18 protein-coding genes are annotated in these 23811 nt (G+C 63.4%); 12 read left to right on the top strand and 6 right to left on the bottom strand.

Annotated elements, in window-relative coordinates; all coding sequences use genetic code 11:
* Positions 1-28: 28 nt before the first annotated feature.
* From GZ67_RS0110645 to GZ67_RS0110630, 4 genes are read left to right on the top strand one after another with little or no spacing between them, the layout of a single operon-like run.
* Positions 29-2812: a DUF1156 domain-containing protein gene (locus tag GZ67_RS0110645; protein ID WP_029273891.1), complete on the top strand. Its 2784-nt coding sequence runs from the start codon at positions 29-31 to the stop codon at positions 2810-2812.
* 3 nt (positions 2813-2815) lie between these two features.
* On the top strand, positions 2816-6202 hold the full coding sequence (locus tag GZ67_RS0110640) for a DUF499 domain-containing protein (protein ID WP_029263985.1): 3387 nt from the start codon (positions 2816-2818) through the stop codon (positions 6200-6202).
* Positions 6203-6243: 41 nt separating this feature from the next.
* Entirely contained in the window at positions 6244-7047 is an 804-nt protein-coding gene (locus GZ67_RS0110635) for a Hachiman antiphage defense system protein HamA (protein ID WP_051662479.1), read from the top strand.
* The gene (locus tag GZ67_RS0110630; RefSeq protein WP_029263987.1) at positions 7044-10007 is read left to right on the top strand and encodes a DEAD/DEAH box helicase; all 2964 of its coding nucleotides are present in this window, start codon (positions 7044-7046) and stop codon (positions 10005-10007) included. Before GZ67_RS0110635 ends, GZ67_RS0110630 begins: the two co-directional genes overlap by 4 nt.
* Positions 10008-10135: 128 nt before the next feature.
* Here the strand turns inward: GZ67_RS0110630 and GZ67_RS19775 are convergent, their stop codons facing one another.
* Positions 10136-10456: a hypothetical protein gene (locus GZ67_RS19775; protein ID WP_197021085.1), complete on the bottom strand. Its 321-nt coding sequence runs from the start codon at positions 10454-10456 to the stop codon at positions 10136-10138.
* A gap of 69 nt (positions 10457-10525) precedes the next feature.
* Between GZ67_RS19775 and GZ67_RS0110620 the strand changes: the two genes are divergently transcribed.
* Positions 10526-11284 carry a DUF5131 family protein gene (locus GZ67_RS0110620; protein ID WP_029263989.1) on the top strand — a complete coding sequence of 253 codons (759 nt, stop codon included), beginning with the start codon at positions 10526-10528 and terminating at the stop codon, positions 11282-11284.
* Here the strand turns inward: GZ67_RS0110620 and tcmP are convergent.
* From tcmP to GZ67_RS0110595, 4 genes are all read right to left on the bottom strand, one after another.
* Entirely contained in the window at positions 11281-12513 is a 1233-nt protein-coding gene (tcmP, locus tag GZ67_RS0110615; protein WP_029263990.1) for a three-Cys-motif partner protein TcmP, read from the bottom strand. The two genes, GZ67_RS0110620 and tcmP, sit on opposite strands and share 4 nt — an antisense overlap.
* A gap of 181 nt (positions 12514-12694) precedes the next feature.
* Positions 12695-13549, bottom strand: coding sequence for a bacteriophage abortive infection AbiH family protein (locus tag GZ67_RS20160; RefSeq protein ID WP_029263991.1), 855 nt, complete (start codon positions 13547-13549; stop codon positions 12695-12697).
* Between the two features lie 523 nt (positions 13550-14072).
* Positions 14073-16025 (bottom strand): SIR2 family protein, encoded by a 1953-nt coding sequence (locus tag GZ67_RS0110600; protein WP_168380853.1) that lies wholly within the window; start codon positions 16023-16025, stop codon positions 14073-14075.
* Positions 16026-16114: 89 nt separating this feature from the next.
* Positions 16115-17617: a SulP family inorganic anion transporter gene (locus tag GZ67_RS0110595; protein ID WP_029263993.1), complete on the bottom strand. Its 1503-nt coding sequence runs from the start codon at positions 17615-17617 to the stop codon at positions 16115-16117.
* A gap of 141 nt (positions 17618-17758) precedes the next feature.
* Here GZ67_RS0110595 and GZ67_RS0110590 point away from each other — a divergent pair, with 141 nt between their 5' ends.
* The 3 genes from GZ67_RS0110590 (at position 17759) to GZ67_RS0110580 (ending at position 19421) form a co-directional block, all read left to right on the top strand.
* Positions 17759-18274 (top strand): hypothetical protein, encoded by a 516-nt coding sequence (locus GZ67_RS0110590; RefSeq protein WP_029263994.1) that lies wholly within the window; start codon positions 17759-17761, stop codon positions 18272-18274.
* A gap of 121 nt (positions 18275-18395) precedes the next feature.
* A complete protein-coding gene (locus GZ67_RS0110585; protein WP_029263995.1) occupies positions 18396-18902 on the top strand; it encodes a hypothetical protein in 507 nt (168 codons plus the stop codon).
* A 105-nt stretch (positions 18903-19007) separates the two neighbouring features.
* Positions 19008-19421: a hypothetical protein gene (locus GZ67_RS0110580; RefSeq protein ID WP_029263996.1), complete on the top strand. Its 414-nt coding sequence runs from the start codon at positions 19008-19010 to the stop codon at positions 19419-19421.
* Between the two features lie 40 nt (positions 19422-19461).
* Here GZ67_RS0110580 and GZ67_RS0110575 read toward each other — a convergent pair whose 3' ends face one another.
* Positions 19462-20703: an MFS transporter gene (locus tag GZ67_RS0110575; protein WP_029263997.1), complete on the bottom strand. Its 1242-nt coding sequence runs from the start codon at positions 20701-20703 to the stop codon at positions 19462-19464.
* Positions 20704-20785: 82 nt separating this feature from the next.
* On the opposite strand from GZ67_RS0110575, the gene GZ67_RS0110570 reads away from it, so the two are divergent.
* From GZ67_RS0110570 to GZ67_RS0110555, 4 genes are all read left to right on the top strand, one after another.
* Positions 20786-21088: an ArsR/SmtB family transcription factor gene (locus tag GZ67_RS0110570; protein ID WP_029263998.1), complete on the top strand. Its 303-nt coding sequence runs from the start codon at positions 20786-20788 to the stop codon at positions 21086-21088.
* Positions 21089-21225: 137 nt separating this feature from the next.
* Positions 21226-21624, top strand: coding sequence for a hypothetical protein (locus tag GZ67_RS0110565; protein ID WP_029263999.1), 399 nt, complete (start codon positions 21226-21228; stop codon positions 21622-21624).
* 49 nt (positions 21625-21673) lie between these two features.
* Positions 21674-22240 carry a TetR/AcrR family transcriptional regulator gene (locus GZ67_RS0110560; protein ID WP_029264000.1) on the top strand — a complete coding sequence of 189 codons (567 nt, stop codon included), beginning with the start codon at positions 21674-21676 and terminating at the stop codon, positions 22238-22240.
* A 111-nt stretch (positions 22241-22351) separates the two neighbouring features.
* Positions 22352-23770, top strand: coding sequence for an MFS transporter (locus GZ67_RS0110555; protein WP_029264001.1), 1419 nt, complete (start codon positions 22352-22354; stop codon positions 23768-23770).
* Positions 23771-23811 lie beyond the last annotated feature (41 nt).

The raw sequence follows: 23811 nt of genomic DNA, 5'->3' as shown, positions 1-23811 counted from the left end.
TTCGCACAGCCCTGCCGAAAGACATCAAATGACGAAGTTCAAGAAGAAGCTAATCGAGACCTCGCTCCCGCTCGAAGCGATCAACGCGGAGGCCTCGCGCGAAAAGTCGATCCGGTACGGACATCCTTCGACCCTCCATCTGTACTGGGCACGACGCCCGCTCGCGGCCGCGCGCGCTGTGCTCTTCGCACAACTCGTCGACGACCCGGCTTCGCGCCCAGAGGAGTTTCCGACCGTCGAGGAGCAGGATGTCGAGCGTGCTCGACTTCACAGACTCCTCGAGCGCCTGGTCGTCTGGGAGAACAGCAATGATGAAACGCTCCTAAGCCAGGCCCGGGAAGAGATCCGCAAGAGCAACAACGGCAATCTCCCGGCCGTGCTCGATCCGTTTGCCGGCGGTGGCGCGATCCCCCTGGAAGCGCAGCGGCTTGGACTTGAAGCCCACGCGAGCGACCTCAATCCCCTCGCCGTGCTAATCAATAAAGCACTCATCGAGATCCCACCAAAGTTTGCTGGCCAAGCGCCGGTGTTTCCGGGCCGCGCGGAAACCCGTAACGGCTGGAGCCGCGTGGAAGGACTCGCCGAAGATATCCGAGCTTACGGTGAGTGGATGCGGGATGAAGCCGAGCGTTGCATCGGTCACATCTACCCGAAAGCGATCGGTGCCGACGGCACGAAGCACAATGTCATCGCATGGATTTGGGCGCGCACGGTCAAGAGCCCGAATCCGGCGAACCCGATCGACGTGCCGCTCGTGCGCTCTTGGTGGCTGAGCAGGAAAAAGGGTAACGAAGCTTGGATCAGCGCAAACGCAGTGAACGGAGAGATTCGCTACGAGGTCAGGCACGATCCTCATGGACCGACTCCTGATCAGGATGGCACTGTAAACCGCCAAGGAGCAATTTCGATCGCCGATGGGACGCCGATCGACTTGAACTACATCCGGGCGGAAGCACGCGCCGGGCGCATGGGCACACACCTCATGGCCGTAGTAGCAGACGGAGATCGCGGCAGGCTGTTTCTTTCGCCGTCGTCTGAGCAGCGTGATGCAGCGGATGTGGCGCGCCCGACCGACGCGCCTCTCGGCGACGTTTTCGATTGGCCCGGACGTATCAATGTGTATCGGTACGGAATGACCGAATGGGCCGATCTCTTCACGAATCGCCAGCTCGTGACCCTCACTACTCTTAGTGACCTGGTGGGTGTAGCGCGTGGGCGGGCGCTACAAGATGCCCTTGACGCCGGTCTCGACCGTGGAGCCACGCTACAAGAAGGCGGGAGAGGTGCCGAGGCGTACGCAGATGCGGTCGCGACCTACCTTGCGTTTGGCGTCAGCCGGCTCACTGACATCTCGAACTCGCTCTGCCGCTGGGAAGTGTCCAAGACGCAGGTTCGGAACCTCTTCGGACGTCAGGCCATCCCGATGGTCTGGGACTTCGCCGAGACAATGCCGTTCGGTACTGCAGCAGGCGGTTTCATGGTCAGTCTCGGAAGCCTGCTCAGAGCGCTAGTTCGACTGCCCGCGAAGGGCATGGCACACGTCAGCCAGGCGGACGCCGCTTCGCGCGACTACTCCTCTCTCGTAGTGTCAACGGACCCGCCGTACTACGACAACATCGGATACTCCGACCTGTCTGACTTCTTCTACGTATGGCTCCGCCGATCGCTGTCCAAGATTCAGTCGAGGACTGTGGGCACCATGCTTACGCCCAAGTCGGAAGAGCTCGTAGCGAACCCGTATCGCCACGACGGCAAAGCTGGAGCCGAGAGATTCTTCATCGACGGCTTCAACTCAGTCTTTGCGCAAGTGCGAGCCGGAGCCAACCAGACGGTGCCACTTACGGTCTACTATGCGTACAAGCAACAGGATTCGAGCGCAGACGGTACCTCTTCCACTGGGTGGCACACGCTGCTCGACGGTCTGATCGAAGGTGGATGGGAGATTACCGCGACCTGGCCGATGCGAACTGAGACCGGGAACCGGCTCATCGCAAGCGGTTCGAACGCGCTTGCGTCTTCCATTGTTCTAGCTTGCCGGCCGAGGCCAGAGGATGCGGCGACCACCACTCGCAGAGCGTTCGTCGCGGCATTGAAATCAGAGCTACCAGGAGCTCTGCGAACGCTCATGCAAGGAACGATCGCCCCCGTGGACTTGGCACAGGCCGCCATCGGCCCCGGCATCTCCGTCTTCTCCAGATACTCGCGTGTGCGCGAGGCGGATGGGTCTGACATGAATGTGAAGGATGCTCTCCTCCTGGTGAACGCGACGCTCGACGAAGTGATCGGGGAGCAAGAATCCGACTTCGATCCCGATACGCGATTTGCAGTGAAATGGTACCGACAGTACGGGTGGGCGCAAGAGAACTCCGGCGTCGCCGATCAACTTGCCCGCTCTTCCGACACCTCCATCGGTGACCTGGAGCGTGGTGGCATCTTTGAGGCCAAGGGTGGTAAGGCGCGGCTTCTTGCGCCATCAGCGCTAAATGGCGCCTGGGATGCGGCCGCCGACGACCGTGTCAGCGTGTGGGAGGCGACCGTGCGCCTAGCCGCGGTGATGGCGAAGCACGGTGCCGACAAAGTCGCGGAGTTGATGCCGATTGTGCAAACCCGCGTCGACCTCGATGCAGTCAAGGAACTTGGCTTCCTGCTATTCCACGAGGCTGAGAAGAAGCGGGACTCGAAGGACGCGGGTCTCTTTAACGGCTTGGTGGGCGCTTGGGGTGACCTTAATGAGCAGGCTCGCAAGTTCGCTGCTGCGGCACCACTCTTGGGCTCTCAGCAGACATTCGACTTCGACGACATGGAGGGTTGAGCGATGGCGATCAACAACCAGGAGCGACTGTTCAAGGCCTTCGGGCTGCTCGCCGAAGGCCTTGAAGATGTCGTTGACGACGTCATGATGAAGGGGTTCGGCACGTCGGCTTGGACCACGAAGTGGGCCGCGGACGATGCCGCGAAGAACGGCCGAGCCCCCCAGCAGCTGGACAAGGACGACGTCCAGGTCCTGCTTCGAGCTCTGACGGAGAAGAGCTACTACTTCAAAGACGTACTGTCACGGGCGCAGCAGGGCTACGCATCGGAACTTCGCGAGGTCCGCAACGCGGTCATGCACGGCCAGGCGGGCAAGCTCAGTTCCGATGACACCGCCCGCGCGCTCGACACGATGGAGCGTCTGCTTCAGGCCGTCGGCGCTGTGGACTCCGCAAAGGACGTACGGAGCCTGCGCATCGACCTTCAGCGCACGGTGTTCGAGGATCAGACCCGCAAGCAGGTCAAGCGCAGCGTGGTTTCGACGACCCCGGATTCCGGGCTCCGTCCGTGGCGCGAGGTCATCCGACCCCATGACGACGTCGCGCGCGGCGAGTTCACTGCTTCGGAGTTCGCGGCCGACCTGCACCTTGTGCACACCGGTCAGGCGCTGGGCACTGAGTACAACGACCCGATCGAGTTCTTCACACGCACTTACCTCACCGAAGGTCTGCGGGATCTGCTTTCCCGCGCGCTCCGGCGCATGAACGGGGATGGCAACGCCAGCCCGGTGGTGAACCTTCAGACGAACTTCGGTGGTGGCAAGACCCACTCGATGCTCGCGCTGTACCACCTCTTCAGCGGCACAGACGCGGCGCGCCTGCCGAATGAGCTGCAGGAGCTGGTCGCCGCCGCAGGGATCGAACGACTCGAAGACCTGAAAGTCACGCGTGTCGCACTCGTCGGCACATACCTGAAGGCCGGATCGCCGATCATCAAAGCGGACGGTACCGAGGTCCGCACGCTCTGGGGTGAGCTCGCCTGGCAGATCGGCGGACGCGAGGCTTACGACCTCATCGCAGCGGATGACGCCGCCGGCACCAACCCCGGCGACGCACTCCTCACGCTGTTCCAGACGTACGGCCCTGCGCTGATCCTGATCGACGAATGGGTCGCCTATGCTCGGCAACTCGTCACAGACAAGGAACTCACCGCCGGGTCCTTCGAAACTCAGTTCACCTTCGCCCAGTCGCTCACGGAGGTGGTGAAGTCGGTGCCTGGCGTGATGCTGGTCGTCTCGATCCCGGCATCCGACACAGGCGCCGACGGCAGCGGCACCGATATCGAGATCGGCGGCGCAAACGGCCAACTCGCTCTGGAACGCCTCCAGAACGTCATCCGCCGTGTCGCAGATCAATGGCGACCGTCGAGCAAAGACGAATCCTTCGAGATCGTCCGCCGCCGGCTGTTCCAGGCGCCCAACGCTGAAGGCCTCACCGCCATCTCCGCGACGGCGCGCAGCTTCGTCACGATGTACCGGACGAACAAGGAGCTGTTCCCGCGCGACGCGACAACGCCCGGTGAGGAATACGAGACTCGAATCCGCGCCTCATACCCGCTGCACCCCGAGTTGCTCGACCGACTCTATGAGGATTGGTCGACACTCGAGCGATTCCAGCGCACTCGCGGAGTCCTGAAGCTCGTCTCCTCGATTGTCCACGAACTGTGGGTCTCGGACGATGCGGCACCCCTGATCATGCCCGGGTATGTACCGCTCGATGCGAGCACGGTGAACACCGATCTGACGCAATACCTCGAAGACCAGTGGAAGCCGATCATCGACTCCGACATCGACGGCCCGGGATCCACCGCCGCCGAGATCGACAAGAGCCGTCCGGCCCTTCAAGCAAGACACGTGACCCAGCGCATCGCCCGCACGATATTCATGGGAGCAGCGCCGCGCAGCAAGGCCAGCCGCAAAGGCCTCGACAAGCAATACGTCTGGCTCGGCACTGGCACGCCGGGTGACACCCTCGGCAACTTCGGCAGCGCCGTCGACCAGCTCGCCCAGCGATCGACGTACTTCTACGAAGAGCAGGGCCACTACTGGTTCGACACTCAGCCGTCGGTCACGAAGACCGCCAGCGACTATGCGGAGCGACTCCGCGAGGACGTCGAGACTGTTTGGAACGAGATCGTGCAGCGGGTGCGTGGTGAGGAACGCTCGCGTGGCGTATTCGATCGCGTCCACGTTGCTCCGGAGTCGAGCGCAGATGTGCCTGACCTCGAGAACACTCGACTCGTGATCGTCCACCCGCGACATTCGCGTCGCAAGCAGGACGGTGCGGAATCAACGGCGCACCAGTGGGTGCGCGATGCGATCGAGTCGAAGGGCGCAAGTCAGCGCGTGCATCGCAACACACTCGTCTTCCTGATGGCCGACAAGAACGAGTTGGAGAGTCTGGAGGCCGCGACCCGCAGCTACCTCGGATGGAAGCGTGTACAAGCGACGAGCGACTCGCTCAACCTCTCGATGCAGCAGCGCAAGCAGACTGACGAGTGGGTGACGCGACTCAACCAAACCGTATCGGACCGAGTCCGCGAGACATTCGCTTGGGCGTTGTACCCGGAGCAATTCGATCCGACGAAGCCGTTCGAGCTTGTGAGTGAGAAGGTGCCCGACTCAGCTGGCCGTTCTCTCCCTGAGCGCGTTGCAGCGAAGCTCGGGCGAGACGACCAGCTCGTAACTGAGCTCGGCGCACCGATCCTCGGCGCCACGTTGCATGAAGAGCTCGGAACGCTGTGGTCCAGCGCACAAGAGATGAGCGTCGGCGAACTCTGGGGCTACTTCACGCGGTACGTCTATCTCCCGCGCCTCACCCGCAGAGAAGTCCTCGATTCTGCCATCGAGCGCGCGCTCAGCGCTGTGTTGGTTGATCGTGAGCGTTTTGCGATCGCGTCAGGCAAGGATCCTGAAACGGGTCGCTACCGCGGTCTCATCGTTCCTCCTGACCACCGCTCAGCGCTTCAGGTCACTGACAGCACGATCCTCGTCGATTGGAGCAAGGCTGAAGAACAAGCAAGCGCCGAACGTGCTGCCGCCGCGCGTGACGCTGAAGGCTCCACACCAATCGGGCCGGTCGACTTCGATACGCCGGATGTCTCGGTAGATGTGGTGGATGACGATCCCGCGCCTGAGGCTCCAGCCCCAGCTCGGGGGCCAGCCCGCTACTTCGGTTCGGTTCAGGTGGATTCCACGCGGTACTCGAGAGACTTCGGCAACGTGACTCGAGAAATCATCGACCGTCTGGTCGGGGCTGGGGCCAAGATCGAGATCACGATCGACATCCAGGCGACCAAGGCCGCCGGCTTCGACGAGAGCGAGGTCCGCACGATCTCCGAGAACACTCGCGTGCTGAAGTTCGATCCGAGTTCCGGCTTCGAGAATGTGTAATGACGTGCTGCACAGTTCACGTGCATGGACGGCGAACCCTCGTGCGTGAGCTCGACCTCGACTATGGAGCGCTTAGTAACCTAATTCGCGCGATCGACAACCAAGAGGTTGCGGTCCTTGAGATCCCAGCGGAGAGCGCTTCAGTTATCGCCGACCAACTCAGTGTCGCAGTGCGCCGCTGCTATGTTTCAGACGCAGTGCTTGATGCGCGGGCGCACGCGGCCGGCCGGCCGCGTGCCGAGATCCTCGCCGCACGGCTGCCTGACCGGGGCTCGACCATGGCGGGCGACTTTGGTGAGATCCTTACTTCCATCTTTCAGGCAGCTCGAGAACATCCGAACGAGTTGTTCGATCCCAAGAAGTGGCGGCTCAAGCAGGATCGAACGATGCCTGCTCCGAAGTCCGACGTTGTCCAGATGGTGCTGCCGTATTGGCCGCTCTCATCGGCTGAGGATCGACTGATCTGTTCGGAGGTCAAGACCAAGTCCACGCACGGAGGGTCAACTCCGGTGGCGGACGCGATCAGAGATTCCAGAAAGGACAGCGATGGACGGCTGATCAAGACACTTGAGTGGCTGAAGGAGCGTGCGCTCGACACCGGCCTCACCACTGTGACGATTGAGATGCTCGATCGATTCATTGAGGCGATCGACCATCCGCAGGCGAGTCTAGAGTTCCGTGCTGTAGTTGTCTTATGCGCCAGTCTCGATCTTGAGTCTGAGTTGCGGGATGTAGCGCTGCCGTCGCGCACGGAGCGCGCCGTCGTGATCCTCACTGTGCCCGATCTGAAGACTTACTACGAGGACATTTTCCAAAGAGCGCTGGTAAGCGTGAGCACCGGATGAGGGCTTCTCTTGAACGGTGGATCGCTGACGCGGAAACGCGTCATACCATCGCGGACTTCGCACTTACAGCACACCTCGAACAACTCGACTACCTCGGTCATCGCAGCATCGACCTGTACTACTCGCTAGTGGGCGAGCTGTTCGACGTCCTGCGCAGCGGGCATGCGGAGCCCCGCGCATGGATGACGCTAGGCCGAGGGCTTGTTTCAGTTAGCCGCGATCTCCGGAATGAAACTCGCTCAGACGCACTCTTCTTCGCCGCGGTCGCGTTCTATAGCGGCGGTTATCCCGCATCCGCTGCGATAACAGCCCGCGACGCCGACCCCGCGCACTTTCACCTCGATGCTCAGCAAGCGGCATACGACTTGCTGACCCGATCCGTCCGCCCGTCGAGCGAATCTATAGCGGCGCTGATTGCCGCTGTTCGCACAGGCCAATCTGACGTTCTGCAGGCCGCTGTAGATGAAGCCCGCCAGGATACGGCTCGTGCGCTCGAGATAGGCCCCGACGAATGGGTGGCTCATCGCCTTCACGTTGCACTGCTTGAACGATTCCGCTCGGCGAATCTCCGAGCAGTGCTCCCCGACGGTGGCGCTGCTCGCTGGGATCGACTCGTCGAGTCGTTCCTCGATCGGAGTCTGCCAGTGTGGGAGTTCTTCCCCTCGCAAATAGAAGCAATCGATGCTGGCCTGCTCAGCAGTGATGAGTCGTACTCGCTTCAAATGCCGACCGGCGCAGGTAAGACTGCTCTCACCGAAGCCTTGATCTTCAATCAACTCGCCGAGTCACCAGATGGTCGAGCGGTGCTCCTGGTCCCATACAGGGCGCTCGCAAAGGAACTCCGCGGCACCGTCGGTAGGCACTTATCGGGTATGGGGCTGCACACGCGTACCATCTACGGCGGAACTGTCCCCGGGGTCGAAGACGCCGAAGACCTTGACTCGGTTCGGGTGTTCATTGCAACACCTGAGGCAATGACTGGCCTTCTCGGCGCACACTCCGAGCTGCTGCCAACGATCTCACTCGTTGTATGCGATGAGGGCCACCTCCTCGGCAGCGAATCCCGCGGAATCGGTCTGGAACTCTTGCTCTCCCGGTTCAACGCGCAAGCACCGGCCCCGCGAGTTATCTTCCTGTCAGCCATCGTGCCGAATGTCGAAGAGATCAACTCGTGGCTTGGCGGGAATGATTCGACGGTCGTGCGGAGTGAGTATCGACCATCAATCGCCGAGTACGCCACTCTACGACAAACTGGGGCTGGTCAGCATCGGGACGTCAGCATGGAGCTCTACGAACCCTCAACGTCCGTACCAGCGCACGTTCTCCCCTCCTTCCTCAGCCTCTCCGACTTCCAGTTCCTGAACAGATCAACAGGACGCCTCAACACGTTTAAGTTCGATTCGACCAAAACCCAAGCCGTCGCCGCCGCTCGCAAAGCGCTCACCTTCGGCTCGGTTGCGATCTTCGCCACTGAGAAGGGCGGCAATCGCGGAGTGATGGGGCTGGCGCACGAACTGCTCAAGCAACTCGACGCAGGGCTTCCCTTACCCGCCCCTCTCAGCCACGCGGGTGACTCCGAGAAGCGTATCCAAGCGATTGCCTATCTCTCATCGGAGTACGGCCCCACGTGGGTCGGGTCCCGGTCCCTCGAGGTGGGCGCGGTACTCCATCACGGCGATGTGCCGCAAGAGACGCGTGAAGTCCTCGAGGAGTTGGTTGCTGCGCGTGACGTCCCGCTTGTGATGTGCACGAGCACGTTGGCCGAAGGGGTAAATCTGCCGATCCGCACAATGGTTCTGTACTCGGTTCGCAGGAGCACAGATGGTGGCGCGTCCACGCCGATGCTCGCCCGCGACATCAAGAACTTGGTTGGCCGTGCGGGACGCGCCGGAGCATCTACCAGAGGACTCGTCATCTGCGCAAACTCGGGTGACTGGGAGTCAGTGAAGTCCGTTGCCGAAGGACAGGCTGGTGAGCCTCTGGCTGGCGCTCTGCTCGACCTCATTCAACAGCTACGAGCAGCGCTCAACCAGAGACAGATCGCGCTCTCCAATGAACTCCTCGATCGATCTCCTGCGCTCTCATCGTTGACAGACGGAGTCGACGCTTCGCTAATCGAGCTCATCCGTGACGAACTTGGTGCGGACGAGTTCATCCAGATCGCTCAGCAGTTCGCCGTACAGACATTTGCTGCTGCCAGAGGCAACGAAACTGAAAAGGCGCTCCTGGTCGAAGTGTTTAAGCAACGTGCCGAGAAGCTCGTTGCCATGCGCACATCCGGCCGGTTGGACTGGGTGCGAGAGAGTGCAGCGAAGCCTCGACTCGTGGACTCTGTGGTTGACGACCTATTCCCGCGGGTTCAGAACTGGACCGAGATCGATTCGCCGCTCGACGAGCACCTCGTCAAGGCGCTCGTTTCATGGTCGCTCGACCAGCCCGGCTTCGCCCGGCAAGCGGAGACAGCGTTCCGTGGAACCACGCAACCGGACCTCGAGGGCACACTCGTCAGGATCGTGCTTGCTTGGATCGCCGGCCGCTCCTTCACTCAAATCGCAGCCGCGACTGAGCTGGACATAGACGTCCTCCTGCGCGTGCACGCGCAGGTCGTGCTGTTCGACCTGCTCACGCTAATCGAGCAGGCGGTCTCGATTCTTCGCCGGATGCTCGAGGAGACGGGCGGCTCGCTGGCACCCGCAGTCGTCGCCTTTCCGGACTTCCTGCGCTTCGGAGTTAGTACCACGCCAGGTCGCGAGCTGATGGCTCGTGGAGTCCGGCATCGCCGTGCGGCAGTTGAGCTCGGCGAAGAGATTGACAACGGCCCCGTAGACATCATGACCTCGACCGTTGCGGCCGCACGGAGGCTCCTCGGCAACGAGGCTACGTGGCGACCCAGGTTGGGCGACCTCGTCTATGCGAGAACAGCTGCTGATGTCCGACTGCGGAGTCCAAGATCGGCGTGATGACGCGGTTGAGCAGTGAGGATCAGGCAGATTATTACACCGCGTGGGATCTCCATTCGTGGGTATCCGAGCTCGCGGTCTGACCAATCGAGTGCTGGACCTGTCGAATCCGGCAGGCAGAGAATCGCTTACGTACGGTGAAGTGAAACGCGTGCCAACGCCTGAGTTTCAAGTTCGCGAGCCCATTCCCATGCCGCGCTTCTGTTGGCTTGGTAGAACTTCCGACGCGAATCATCTGATGGCAACGGCGATAGCAGGTTCGCCGTGATGAGAGCTCGAAAGGGCACTTGGATGCTGCTCGGCGGCAGCCCCAACTGCTTGGCTAGGTCGCCGAGAGTGACGATCTGGTCCTCACCGGAAGATATCGCCAGCATGAGCTCAAGCCGGTAGTCCTGCCCGAAGACGACACGAGAGAGCTCGCGCAGGGTCTTGCGTTCCACACCGTCCACGATACGATTATACGTAATCTACGTAACGCGAGTCACGTAACGTACATCTCGTACGAGAGGAGTGGCCGGATGGTGAAGAAGACGGGCATCGAGTGGACCGAGGTGACCTGGAATCCGACGACCGGTTGCGATCGAGTGTCCCCTGGCTGCGACAACTGCTACGCGTTGACTTTGGCGAAGCGCCTGAAGGCGATGGGGTCAGCGAAGTATCAGAACGATGGCGATCCCCGAACTTCGGGCCCAGGTTTCGCGCTTACCGTCCACGAATCGGCGCTTGTGCAGCCGTACACGTGGAGCGGCCGGCGGGTTGTGTTCGTAAACTCTATGAGCGACTTGTTCCACGCGAAGGTTCCGTTGGACTTTGTTCGACGAGTGTTTGATGTTATCGCGGACACACCTCAGCACACCTATCAGGTGCTCACCAAGCGAGCTTCCCGGTTGCCGCGGATCGCGGACAAGCTGGACTGGCCGAGCAACCTTTGGTTGGGCGTGAGCGTTGAGAACGAGGATCATCTATCGCGCGTGGACCACCTGCGACAAGTTCCTGCAGCCGTGCGCTTCCTGTCCTGCGAGCCCTTGATCGGATCGCTTGCCTCATTGAACCTCGACGGCATCGACTGGGTGATTACCGGGGGAGAATCAGGGCCGAATGCACGGCCTCTCGATCCAGACTGGGTGCGGGAGATTCGGGACCTCTGCGGTAATGCCGACGTCCCGTTCTTCCACAAGCAATGGGGCGGCCGGACGCCGAAGGCGGGTGGCCGTGAGCTCGACGGCCTGATCTGGAGTGAGATGCCGCAGACGCCCGCACCCAGGGCCTCTGCCTAGGCGCTGAACACCGCCCGCTCGATTCGCGCGCCATAGAGCTTCGCGCGCTTGTCCCGAGGTTTCGCCACCCCACCCGCAGCAGCCTGGTCCCACGCGATACGTAGGTGCTTTTCGCCTGCGATTCCGAGCGTGTCCCCGAAGATCGCCTTTAGGTCCTCATCCTGGTCGAGGACGAGAGTTGCGCGCTGCCCAAGCAGGCCGGTGATGTTTCTTTCAACTTCACTACAGAGTCGCTGCAGGAGCTCTTTCTCACTGATGTCGAAGCGAGCCTGGAACACCTCGTCACTGTAGTCCTCAGCCAAGAGAGCGTCCTGGTACTGGATACCGTTTGCTCGGGCTTCTGCGCGCATGTTGAATTCACGCCATCGCGCGTGACCAATACTGGCTGCGTCCGCAAACTTGTAGGCTGCGACACCGTTTCGGTAGAAGAGCGTGAGCTGGAACAGGGGTACGTGCGCTTCAGCGCGGCGAATCTCGATCGGAAACGAGTCGTATCCCGTGTCACGACGGACGCGCTCGCGATAGTCGGCGGCCACCTCGAGCGCTGCGGCCGTCGCAGACCCTTCGACGTTACGTCGATAGGTCTGGGCGAAGATGCTACGCCATTCATCGTGTCCCAAGAACATATCCAGACGCTCGAGAGTTTTCGCGTCGGCCGTCGCCAACACCTCCTGACGTCCGAGCAAGGCTCCAATGCGGGCAAGAGAAGTGATGTGCAGGTTCAACAGGACCTCGTTCATCCCGTTGACAGGGCGTTTAAGCAAGATGTTCGTCAAGAGCTCGTATGGAAGCGCTGTGCCGTAGGGGTCTAGGAAGGTCAGCACAGGGTCTGCCGCCGCATTCGCGATGAGTGCGGGGAGCTCTTCGCGGGCGTCGCCGTGAACGATAAGAGGCTCGCTCGGGAGGGCGCGTTCCGCTGCGACAGCCCTCAACGACGCTACATGGGCTTTGTCACGCTCGATGAAGGCACACTTCAACGTACGAGGTAATGACATCTGGGCGAGGTCTCGCATCGCGTTCATCGCAATCAGCGGCGAGCCCGGCTCCCCCTCGCCCTGCCCATCGAGGTGAGCGTAACGACCTGGCCCAGCGTACGCATCAATGAACCAAACTGTGCGCCCGTGGCTGCCTGTCATAGTCGCGAACGGATAGATGTAGCTCGACAACACCCCGTGCTTCAGCACCGCAGCCGATTGCTTGCTCGTCCAGAAATCATCGTGATCCGTCACCGCGCCTCCCCCCAAGCATCCGCAGACTGCCTTACCGAGAAGCATCCCACTTCACATGCGCGGATCCACGACACAGGGCGGGCGAGTTCCGGTGGCCGCGACTATCCTCGTCGCGGCATGCCAAAAGGGTTGCCGGGCACTTCCGCCTCTGAGGGTACGAGATCATGGCGGGTCTGATGGATTATCGAAGGACATGAATGTCGTACGGGACATCCAACCCGTAGTCGTCCATGGCCGCGCGTATGATTTCAAACGCGCCCTCCCTATGCGCGTAGATAGTCCACTGGGCGTCCGGGAACAGCCCCGCCAGGCTCTTGAAGTAGGGCCTGTCGACGCTTCCGAGCGAGTGACCGAAAACCACGATCCGCTCCGGTGCGTGAGGGATCCGATCCACGAAGTCATTCAGCGCCTCGTGCTGGTACACCTTCTCGAATTCAGCCAAGCGCCTCTTGACCGCGTCGTATGCTCGTGACCGATAATGCTCGTAGTTCGCCTCGTCATCCCACTGGTCAAGTGACGCGATTCCCTGCAAGGCACCGGGTTCGTACCCGATGATGAGCTGGCTCACGCCGACCTCACCGTGCAGATGCAGGATATGCGAAGAGGGAACGCCATACAGCCACTCAAGCGTGTGGGTGTAGTTGAACGTAAGAAAGTAGTCGTCTGGGCGGAACAGGCGGACGAACTTAGCCTCGGGTTTAGTCGTCTCGAGCTTCTGATCCGCTTTCTCAGCGAATTCCTCTAGTGGGAACTCGAGAAGCTGCTCCGCCTCGTGGATGACGCTGTCGCGGTCGCTCTCACGATCAGACGAGAGATCCGGCGAGTAGTTGCCCAAGTGGTCGAGGATGATGTCCACGTCCGGGTGGGCGAGCAGCTGTTCGACGGAAGACCACAGGTCGGCATCGAAGCTGTAGCTCTCCCATTCACCGGGGAACCGCTCTACCTGGATCGCCAGGTTCTTCAGGTCCGGGTCGTACCGGGTTGGCAGCTCATGGTTCAAATCGAACCCATTGCCCAGGACGTACAACGTGGACACACGACCACCTCTCACTTGACCATGCAAACGTATCGGTCCAGCCGGCATCAACCAGTTCAGGCTCCATCCCAAACTGGCGATCACCGCGCGGGGCTGCGCGAGCGGAATGCTCGCAACCCGCGGTTGGTCGCACCCCATCCTGTTAGCCGCTGACGGCCGCCCCACGAAACCAGCACGAGGTCAGCGCCTGAGGTCCCGGCATTCCGCATCGCTATCTTCGGCGAGGCTTTTACTGATGGCCTTTCCATTCGAATGCTGACGCAGCGACCACCGCGCGGCTGGCGTGCAGCGCGTACCCGCCGAAAACAAGAGCAAGGTCCTCGGGCAGAGCCCCGACGGCACCCAAATCGACTTTCAGACCAAGAAGACGCTGCTCGGCTGGGAGCTTCTCGGCCGTGCGTACGTCGTGCAAGGACGGCGGTAAGAGCAAGGGGGCCGTCGCGAGGCTCGCCGGACAGATCCAGGCTGCGCTGGGCTGAGGTCGGACCAATCGGTAGAACGCGGCCGCGGTTCAACCTCGACGTCAACCTCGATTGAACCGCGGTCGCATCTCGCTGAGCAGTCTGTCCTTGAGCCGCGTGGCAGTCGGGCGTCTGTCTGTAGTAACCCAGCCGACCTCGCACTGCATCAACCAATCAGCGACGCAATTCGCCTGCTCTGGAGTGATCGGGCTGGGGCGTTGTCGCGTGAATGCGCGTTCGAGGCCAAGGATCTCAACGGCGACCCACGAGCGCAACGTGCTGCGGCTCAAATCGCGGCTGCGAGACAGGTGCTCGTTGATGCGTGCTCGAAGGTTTCCAGACGCCCCGATATACACGCATTCGCCGTCCCGAAACCACACGTTGAGACCTGGAGCTTCGGGTACGTCCTCCACGTGAATATTCTTGGCCAGTTGTCGTGCTTCCAGAGAAAGCGTAGAAGATGACGCTACTGACGGGGAACCCAACCTTGATAGTTGTTCTCCGATCAGAGACCAGGCGCTGCTCGTCGTAGCCTCGCTCGGCAGCCGGGATAGGAACTCGAACAGAGCCTGCCGGAGTGCGGTATCCGCAGGCGAAAGCACCTCCGCGTACCCGCTCGCCAACAGATAGGAGTGCGTGGAAGCGGCATAGGCTAAGAGGGCATCCAAGAATACGTCGAGGATGCGAGGAGACGGCATCACGATGAATTCAAGATCTCCCTGCCAGAGACGCTGTGTCGTCGAGCTGTCGGTCAGCGTGAGTACTGTGCCGAACGGCTCGGAACGTCCGGGCAAGGAACGTCGTACATCATGGACGATCTCATGAAAATGCGGATCGTTGACTCCGAAGCCGACGAAGAGCAATCGACGCGTCATGAGCGTCGCCTTTACCAGGGAACTCAAGGCCGTGCGCTCGGCGTTGAAACTCAGATAGTCATCTCGCGTGAGCACAATGGAGTCGGGGTCCGTGACCGAGCCGTGTAGCTTCAGTAACCAACGTTCGGGTTCTGTACCGGTCCCTGGAATTACTCGTCGAGGTACCTGACCATCCTCGGCGGCCATTTCGAACAGACGATCGTAGTTGAGAGTCACCGCTTGCTCGCTGTCGATCGATGCCAGCAATGCCGGGGCCAATCCGTAGCGAGGCATGTCCACGGCATCGATGACGCTTTGCGTGAATGCCTTCGGGTCAGTCGGGAACTTCTGTTCGAAGATGTGTCGCAAGTACGCGGCTTGGTCGAGGACATCATGATTCCTGGCCAGGTCGGCGGCGGTCTCCGGATCTAACCCGGCTCGACGAGCGATCTCTTCAATGAGTTCCTTCCACATCGGAGCGCCTGCCGTCACGCTAATGCCGGAACCCATGAATGGCACCAACCTCTGAGCCAGCGCTTCCCTCCCTAAACGTTGAGCCGCTACCAGATGATCGTCGTCCAGTGAGGGCCAGGCGCGACCATGGCCGCGCCTGATCGACTGCGCAAGGTCGTAGTCCCGAACGTCGCGGAGAACAATCGCGACATCTACGCAGTACTGCTCCGACGCGATAATGCTTTCAGAATGGAGCACCTTGAACAGCTCACCCCGAACGGATCCTCCACCACCGCCTCCGGCGCCGAAAAGAGGCACTGCGAGTAGCGGAACATCGCTGGGTCGTTTTCCGCCGGCGCGGCGACGCTTTCTCGCATCGTGGGACGCCACTTTGAAGTACTCTCTCACCCTCGGGATGATGTCTGCCGGGTTTTTTACTCCTTCGAACGGCACAGCCGTCAGTACGAGACGGGGCTCGCGCGAGTCCTCGTCGAGAAGATTCACTGGGAGGGTGAATCGCTTCTCAGCCTGGTAGTCCGCTCTGACGATCGGATCGAGTCGCGCTTCGACGTCTGCCCCTGCATTGATCCAGTTCCCGCCAGGTCGGAGGCGTTTGTCAGATGACCAAAGGTAAGCGTCGCACTCGAAGCGGCGCGTGTCTCCCTTAATGACGAAGACGTGGGCAGCGGTATCGACGCTCGTTGTCATGATGCGATCTTGGCAGCTCGCGAGATGTCTTGTTCGATACGTGTTGGTCACTCCCTGGGGCGACCGGCGCATCACGGCGGGTCTGATCATTAATCGAACCCACCCGTCAACCGCCCGCGCATCCGCGAACTGCTCTCATTCATCCCGACGATCTCCACCGTCTTCCCCGACGCCTGATACTTCGTCTCGATCGCATCCAACGCGGCAACGGTCGACGCATCCCAGATATGCGACCCCGACAGATCCACCACAACCCGCTCCGGATCGTCGGAGTACGAGAACAGCGTCGTCAGGTCGTTGCTTGACGCGAAGAACAGCTCCCCCTCCACGACGTACGTCACGACGTCACCCGCCTCACCGAGCACGCGCGTCACTGTCACGAAGTGCGCCACCCGCCGCACGAACAGCACCGACGCGACCAGCACCCCGCCGACCACTCCGACCGCCAGGTTGTGCGTCAGCAAGACAAGAACAACCGTCGCCACCATCACGAAGGTCTCGCTCTTCGGCATCCGCTTCAAAGTCGACGGACGCACGCTGTGCCAGTCGAACGCCCCGATCGCGACCATGATCATCACGGCCACGAGAGCTGCCATCGGGATCGTCCCGACGAAATCTCCGAACACGACCACCAGCAGGAACAGGAAGATGCCGGCGCAGAACGTCGAGATGCGGGTCCGCGCACCCGAGGCCTTCACGTTGATCATGGTCTGACCGATCACGGCGCAGCCGCCCATGCCGCCGAAGATCCCCGACAGCACGTTCGAGACGCCCTGCCCCCACGCCTCGCGACTCTTGCGCGAGTGGGTGTCGGTGATCTCGTCGACGAGCTTCGCGGTGAGCAGCGACTCCATTAGCCCGACCAGCGCGACCCCGAGCGCGAACGGCGCGATGATCGTGAACGTCTCCCACGTGAGCGGAACGTTCGGGATGAACAGCTCCGGCAGGCTCTTCGGCAGCTCGCCCTGGTCGCCGACCGTGGGCACGGTGATGCCGAATGCGAGCACGACGCCCGTCACGATGACCACCGACACGAGCGGTGCCGGCACGATCTTGGTGATCTTCGGCATCAGGATCATCACGACGATCCCGAGCGCGACCAGCGGATACACCAGCCACGGCACGTCGACCAGCTGCGGATACTGCGAGCTGAACACGAAGATCGCCAGCGCGTTCACGAACCCGACCATGACGCTGCGGGGGATGAAGCGCATGAGCTTCGCGACGCCGATCACCCCGAGGATCACCTGGAAGATGCCGGCGAGGATGACCGTCGCGATGAAGTAGTCGAGCCCATATGTCGGCGCGACGGGCGCAATCACGAGCGCCACGGCTCCGGTCGCAGCGGTCACCATCGCGGGACGCCCGCCGAGGAACGCGATGGACACCGCCATGATGAACGACGAGAACAGCCCCACCTTCGGGTCGACCCCCGCGATCACCGAGAACGCGATCGCCTCGGGGATCAGCGCGAGCCCCACGACGAGCCCGGCTAGCACCTCGCGAGTCAGCATTCGCGGATTCTTCAGCGCCTGAAGCACCGTGGGATTCGCCCGGTACCGGGCACGATCGTCGATCGTCGTTGCAGACATGGATGCTCCAGGGGAAGGCGCCTCGAGATGAGGCAGACGTTCCAGCGTAGAGCGGATGCTGCGGATGCGGGGCTCCTCCGCCCTTCCTTCCCGCGGACTCCTCCGACATGATGAAGAGGACCGACCTCGAAGGAGCCCTCCGTGTCACTCACACCGCCTCCGGCCCCGCTGGCCGACACCGCCGTCTCCGGGCTGCCCGGCGCCGTGGTGATCGCGGGCATCCGCAAGATGCTCATCTGGGCCGTCGTCGCCGGAGTCGTGTACTCGGTCTTCATGAGCGGCAGCAAGGGCATCTGCCCGGGCGGCATCGACGCCAACGGCGGGTTCATCGACGCCGACGGCCGGTCGGTCGAGCAGGCTCCGCTCTGCGTCTCGTTGTCGCTCCACCCCAGCGTGTTCGTCTACGTCGGCATCGCACTGATCGTCCTGATCGCGCTCGGCCGCGTCACCAAGGCAGTCGACGCGCGCGCGGCCCTGCGGACGATGGAACGCGCGATCCAGGGAGCCGGCCTGCTCGTCGCCATCGCACTCGTCGTGTCGCACGTGTGGTTCCAGCTGACCCCGCTCGAGCACTTCTCCTCCGGCTCGTGGACGTACTTCAGTCCGTTCCCGCTCGGGGTCATCGACATCTCGACCAACCCGATGACGGGGCCCTGACGGCGGCATCCAGCACCTCGTGGCCTGTCCACCCGACGGCCGGACGAGTACACCGGTATTCCCTTGAGGGGAGCCCGCCCGTCGTCGTTACGTCGCCGGAAGCTGTCCATACAGTGACGGCATGCAGCTCGGATCCGTCGCAGACGTCGTCACCGCACTCACCGCCATCGGAGCCCTCATCGCCGCCGTCTTCGGCGCGAAGAATGCAGCCCGTCTGTTCGGCATCGAAGCGAAGCGGGACGCCGCCGCGGCAGCGCGCGAGGTGCAATCGCAGGCGAGCAAGGTGTTCGCATGGGTGGCGACCCGGATCAGTAAACGAGAGTTCTACGGGGTCGTCATCGTGAACTCCTCCGAGCAGGCGATCTACGACGTCGTCGTCCGCGTGACGGGCGCCGACGAGGTGGAGCGGACTCCGGTGCGGCTCACGATTCTGCCGCCCGGTGCCTACTACCTCGAGGAGAGTCCGCAGGCCTATGGCTGGACGTTCGCCTCACGATTGCGCTCGTTCGACGAGGAGATCCGCCCGGTGACGAAGTCGAGGAAGCGCCGCGTCGTCGGGATGTCGTTCCGCGACAGTTCGAACGTCGCCTGGGTTCGCGACGCCGAAGGACTGCTCGCCCGCGCATAGCGGGAGAGCGATCAACCCGGGTTGATCGTGCGAATACGCTATCCCGATAGGACGGCACCCGCTACTGTCAGCGTTAGGGGTACGCGCACTGGGCTGGGGAGTTCCATGTCGATTTCGAAGAAGTTGTTTGCGGTGTTCGCGATGCTCGGGGCGTCGCTGGTGATGGTGGGCTGCTCGGCGGATGGGAATCCACGTTTCGGGGGATTCGAGGAGGACGCCCAGCCAGGCTACGAACAGCTCGTCGAAGACCAGCGCTACGGAGGCTCGGAAGAGCCCAGCCAGTCAGAGGTAGACCAGGCTGCTGAGGAGTCCTATGAGCAGGTTCGAGAAGAGCTAGGGCTGGACGCTTGGTCCTGCACGATCTCGGTCACCTATAACGATGACTGGCACGACGACGTCCTCTGCCGAAACGGTTCTGCAGTCGACCGCCCGTACCTGCGTGAGTGGGACAGCTTCGTCGAGGAGTGGGAGATTCTTGAATCCGCTGCCGAGTATGAAGCGGAGCTCAACGCCCGGTGACGGGAGCCAATCGATCACCTCGGGTTGACCGCCATCTCACCTACCGCCCCGCCCGCACTCGCAGCCCGAACGCGACCCCCGCCAGCGCGATCACCACGACCCCGTATCCGACGCACACGGCCTCGAGCCCGACCACACCGACCAGCGCTCCGGCGATCACGGCCGGCACCCCGAACGCCAGGTACGCCAGCAGGTAGATCACGGCGAAGGTGTCGGCGCGCTGCGTCGCCGGGATCCGTGGGGCGAGTGAGGCGACCACTCCCGAGAACGCGGTGCCGAAGCCCATTCCGGTGACCGCGGCCGCGACGAGGTAGAACGGCAGCGACCCGACCCCCAGCGCGATCAGTGACAGCAGAGTGCCGACCGCGAGCGCCGACGTGCCGAACAGCACCATCGACGACGCCGCGATCTTCCGCAGCACGAACGCCGTCACGGCGCCGACGCCGGCGAGCAGCACGACCCCGAGCCCCTGCCACACGTGCGCCTCGCCGCCGAGCTCACCCCGCACGATGTTCGCACCCAGCGACAGGAACAGCCCGCCGGTCGCCCACCCCGCGATCACGGCCGGAGCCCCGCGCCAGAAGTCGGCCCGAATCGCGGGCGGGATCGACAGCCGGAAGCTCAGCGACGCCCACACCCCGGGCTTGCGCGAAGCCGTCTCGGGCACGAGGAAGAACAGCGCCGCGAGCAGGACGTACGCCGAGCTCAACGGCGCGAACACATCGAGCAGCGCCTCGCCGCTGACGTCGAGCACCACGGCCGACAGGAGCGCTCCGAGCGCGAGTCCGATCCCCGGGCTCAGCGCGTTCCACAGCGCCGCGACCCCCGCGCGCCCGCCCGGCGCGAAGTCGAGCACCGTCGCCGACAGCGCCGAGATCAGCAGGCCACTCGCGACACCCTGCAGGATGCGCGCGAGGAACAGCATCGCGACGGCATCCGCGTGCCAGAACAGGAACATGCTCCCCGCCAGCAGCAGGAACCCGGCGATGACGACCGGACGACGGCCGACGTGGTCCGAGAGCGACCCGGCGGTGAGGAGGGTCAGCAGCAGCGCCACCGCGTAGACCGCGAACACGGCGCTGATCACGATCGCCTCGAACCCGATGTCCTGCGCGAGCACCGGGTAGAACGGCGACGGCGCGCTCGCCCCGACCATCATCAGGATCTGCGCCACGATCGCGAGCACGAACCCGAACCGTGCACGGGGGACGGCCCCGGGCGCTTCGTCTCGCTTCGCTCGCTCAGCGACCGACGGGCGGACGATCGGCTCGGTGCTGGTCATGGCGACTCCTCTTATGGTTCGAGAATCATCGAACTATCGGAGCGTACTCGCCATCCGTCGATTGTTCAACTATTCTCGAACCATGCCTGGCGATCTTCCGCACCCGGAGCGCTCCGAGATCCAACTCACCGACGTGCTCTTCGCGCTCAGCGACCCCGAGCGCCTCGCCATCACGCGCCAGCTCGCCGACGGCCCCCTCGACATGGCCACCTGCCACGCCACCGACCCGAACCTCCCGAAGTCGACAAAGTCGCACTTCATGAAGGTGCTGCGCGACGCCGGCGTCATCCGCAACGAGCCCAACGGCCGGCGACGGATGCTGACGCTGCGTCGCGACGACCTCGACGCGCTCTTCCCCGGGCTGTTGGACTCCGTGCTGCGCTGACCGGCGCGCTCCGGGACCTCAGTGCCGCACGCGATCAGCCCTTCCTCCGACCTCGGCGCCGACTTCGGTCCATCTCTGGCAGCGCAAGGTAGAGCGTTAGTACGTTGGTGTCTGGGGATGAGCAGACCAGGAGGGGCATGATGCGTATCAAGGAACCGTCCGCCAAGCTCGGGTATGTGCTCGTCGTCGCCATCGGGCTCACGCTCACGACCATTCCGCTCGCGGCCGTCAACCTCGACCTCGGGTTCGCGTGGGGAGTCCTGGCCCTCGTGGCAGCTGTCGTGGTGGCGGCTCGAACCTTCCGCGGCGCAGGAGAATCCGACGCTCCTCGACCCTGGTGGAAGATGACGAGCACACGAGGGGGCGGAATCCTCCTCGCCGTGCTGTTCTTCATTCAGGGCGTCACCACGTCCGTCGGCGTCTTCACCGTGTCGAACCCGCCACTCGCGCTCGTCGGCGCTCTCGTGGCGCTGACGCTGTCGGCCTTCTCCCTGAACTCGGTGATCAGGACTCGACCGGTCCCGGCATCGACCTGACTGGCCCGCCCCTTGTGGCTCTCGGCAGAGTGAGTGTACAGTCACTCATATGTCCGCGACCCGCAGTTCGATCCTCTCCACGGCCGACGCTCGCCGGCCCCTCGTGGCCGCGGCGGCGCTGGCGGCGTTCGCGCGCAGCGGCTACCACGGCACGACCGTCGCCGACGTGGCCCGCGAGGCCAAGATCTCCCCGGCCTACGTCTTCAAGCTGTACTCCGGCAAGGAGGCGCTGTTCGTCGTGGCGCTCGAGGCCTGCTTCGACGCGATCGTCTCCGCTCTCGAAGAGGGAGCGGATGCTGCCGCCGACACCTCGCCCGAAGGCGTGCTCGACGCGATGGGCGACGCCTACGGGCACCTCATCTCCGACCGGAAGCTGCTGATGCTGCAGGTGCACGCGCAGTCGGTCGCCGAGATCCCCGCGATCGGGGAGGCGCTGCGCGCGGGACTCGAACGCGTCACCACGTTCGCGAAGACCCGCTCGCGGGCGAGCGACGACGACGTGCAGCGCTTCATCGCCTACGGGCAGCTCTGCCATCTGATCGTCATGACGCAGCTCGACGGACGCCCGGGGGACTGGGTCGCCCTGTTGACCAAGGGGATCACGCACCCCGATTGATCCACCCCACGGGGCGTCAGCCCTTCTTCATGCCCGCAAGAGTGAGTGAGTAGTCACTCATCCAACCGGCCTCGAAACAGCACGGACAAGAAACCAGAAACGGAGCACGTCATGACCACCCTCACTTCCCTCCCGGCGCTCGCCGCGCCGCGCAGTACGCGCCGGTGGCTGGCCCTCAGCGTCCTCGCGCTCGCGCAGTTCCTCGTGGTGCTCGACGCCTCGATCGTGAACATCGCCCTCCCCGTCCTCGGCCGGCAGCTCGGCATGGACACCGCCGCCCTCGCCTGGGTCATCACCGCCTATGTGCTCGCGTTCGGTGGACTGCTCCTCCTCGGCGGACGCCTCGCCGACCGCTACGGACACCGCCGGGTGTTCCTGATCGGAACGGCCGGATTCGTGGCGGCATCCGCCCTCGCCGGGCTCTCCGTCTCGAGCGAGATGCTCCTCGCCGCCCGCGCCCTGCAGGGCGTCTCGGCTGCGCTCCTCGCCCCCGCCGCCCTCGCGCTGCTGACCCAGCTGTTCCCGGACGACGCCGAGCGCACCACGGCGCTGGGAGTGTGGGGAGCGGTCGCCGGCATCGGGTCGGCCGCGGGGGTGCTGCTCGGCGGAGTGCTCACGGCGACCCTCGGCTGGCAGTCGGTGTTCTTCGTGAACGTGCCCGTCGGTGCGCTCGTGCTCATCGCCATCCCGCTGCTCATCACCCGTGACGGCATCCGAACTCCCGGACGCCTGGATGCCGCCGGCGCCGTGACGGTCACCGCATCACTGGTCGCCCTTGTCGGCGCTCTCAGCGCAGTCGAGCAGGTCGGCTTCGTGCACCCGCTCCCGCTGGGCCTGCTCGCCCTCGCGCTGATCCTCGGCGTCGCCTTCGTGGCGATCGAGCGTCGCGCTGCCGAGCCCCTCGTCCCGCTCCGCGTGTTCCGCAACCGCAATCTCGCCCTCGGCAACATCGTCATGCTGCTCGGCGGCGCCACCATGGTCGCCCTCTTCTTCGCCCTCTCGGTCTACATGCAGGCCGTGCTCGGCTACGACGCCCTCACCGCAGGCCTCACGCAGCTGCCCCTCGCCGGTGTGCTCGTGATCGTCGCCGGCGGTGTGCCCGCCGTGATCGCCCGCGTCGGCACACGGCCGGTGCTGATCGGGGCCCTGCTCGTCCTGGCCGCGGGGCTCCTCTGGCTCGCCGCATCCCCGGCGGATGCCGCGTTCCTCACGCACCTGCTCGGCCCGACCATCCTGATCGGGGTCGGACTCGGCGGCGCGGTCGTGGCGACCACCCAGCTCGCGGTCGACGGCGTCGAAGGTGCAGAGGCCGGACTCGCCGGCGGACTCGTCAACACCAGCCAGCAGATCGGCGGCGCGATCGGACTGGCCGTGCTCGGCACGGTCGCCGGCCTGCGCACCGCCGCGCTGTCGGCAGAGGGTGCGTCGTCTGCGGAGGCGGTCACTGGCGGATTCTCCTGGCTCTTCCTCGGGGCAGCGGGACTGGCGGTCGTCGGCGCGGGGATCGTCGCGGTCTGGCGTCGCGACTGAGGTCCCGGATGTGCGGGCCCACCCGTATTGGCGCGAGAGCG

Source organism: Microbacterium sp. Cr-K20 (assembly GCF_000708325.1).
Classification (GTDB): domain Bacteria; phylum Actinomycetota; class Actinomycetes; order Actinomycetales; family Microbacteriaceae; genus Microbacterium.
This window is presented reverse-complemented; position numbering and strand designations above follow the sequence as displayed.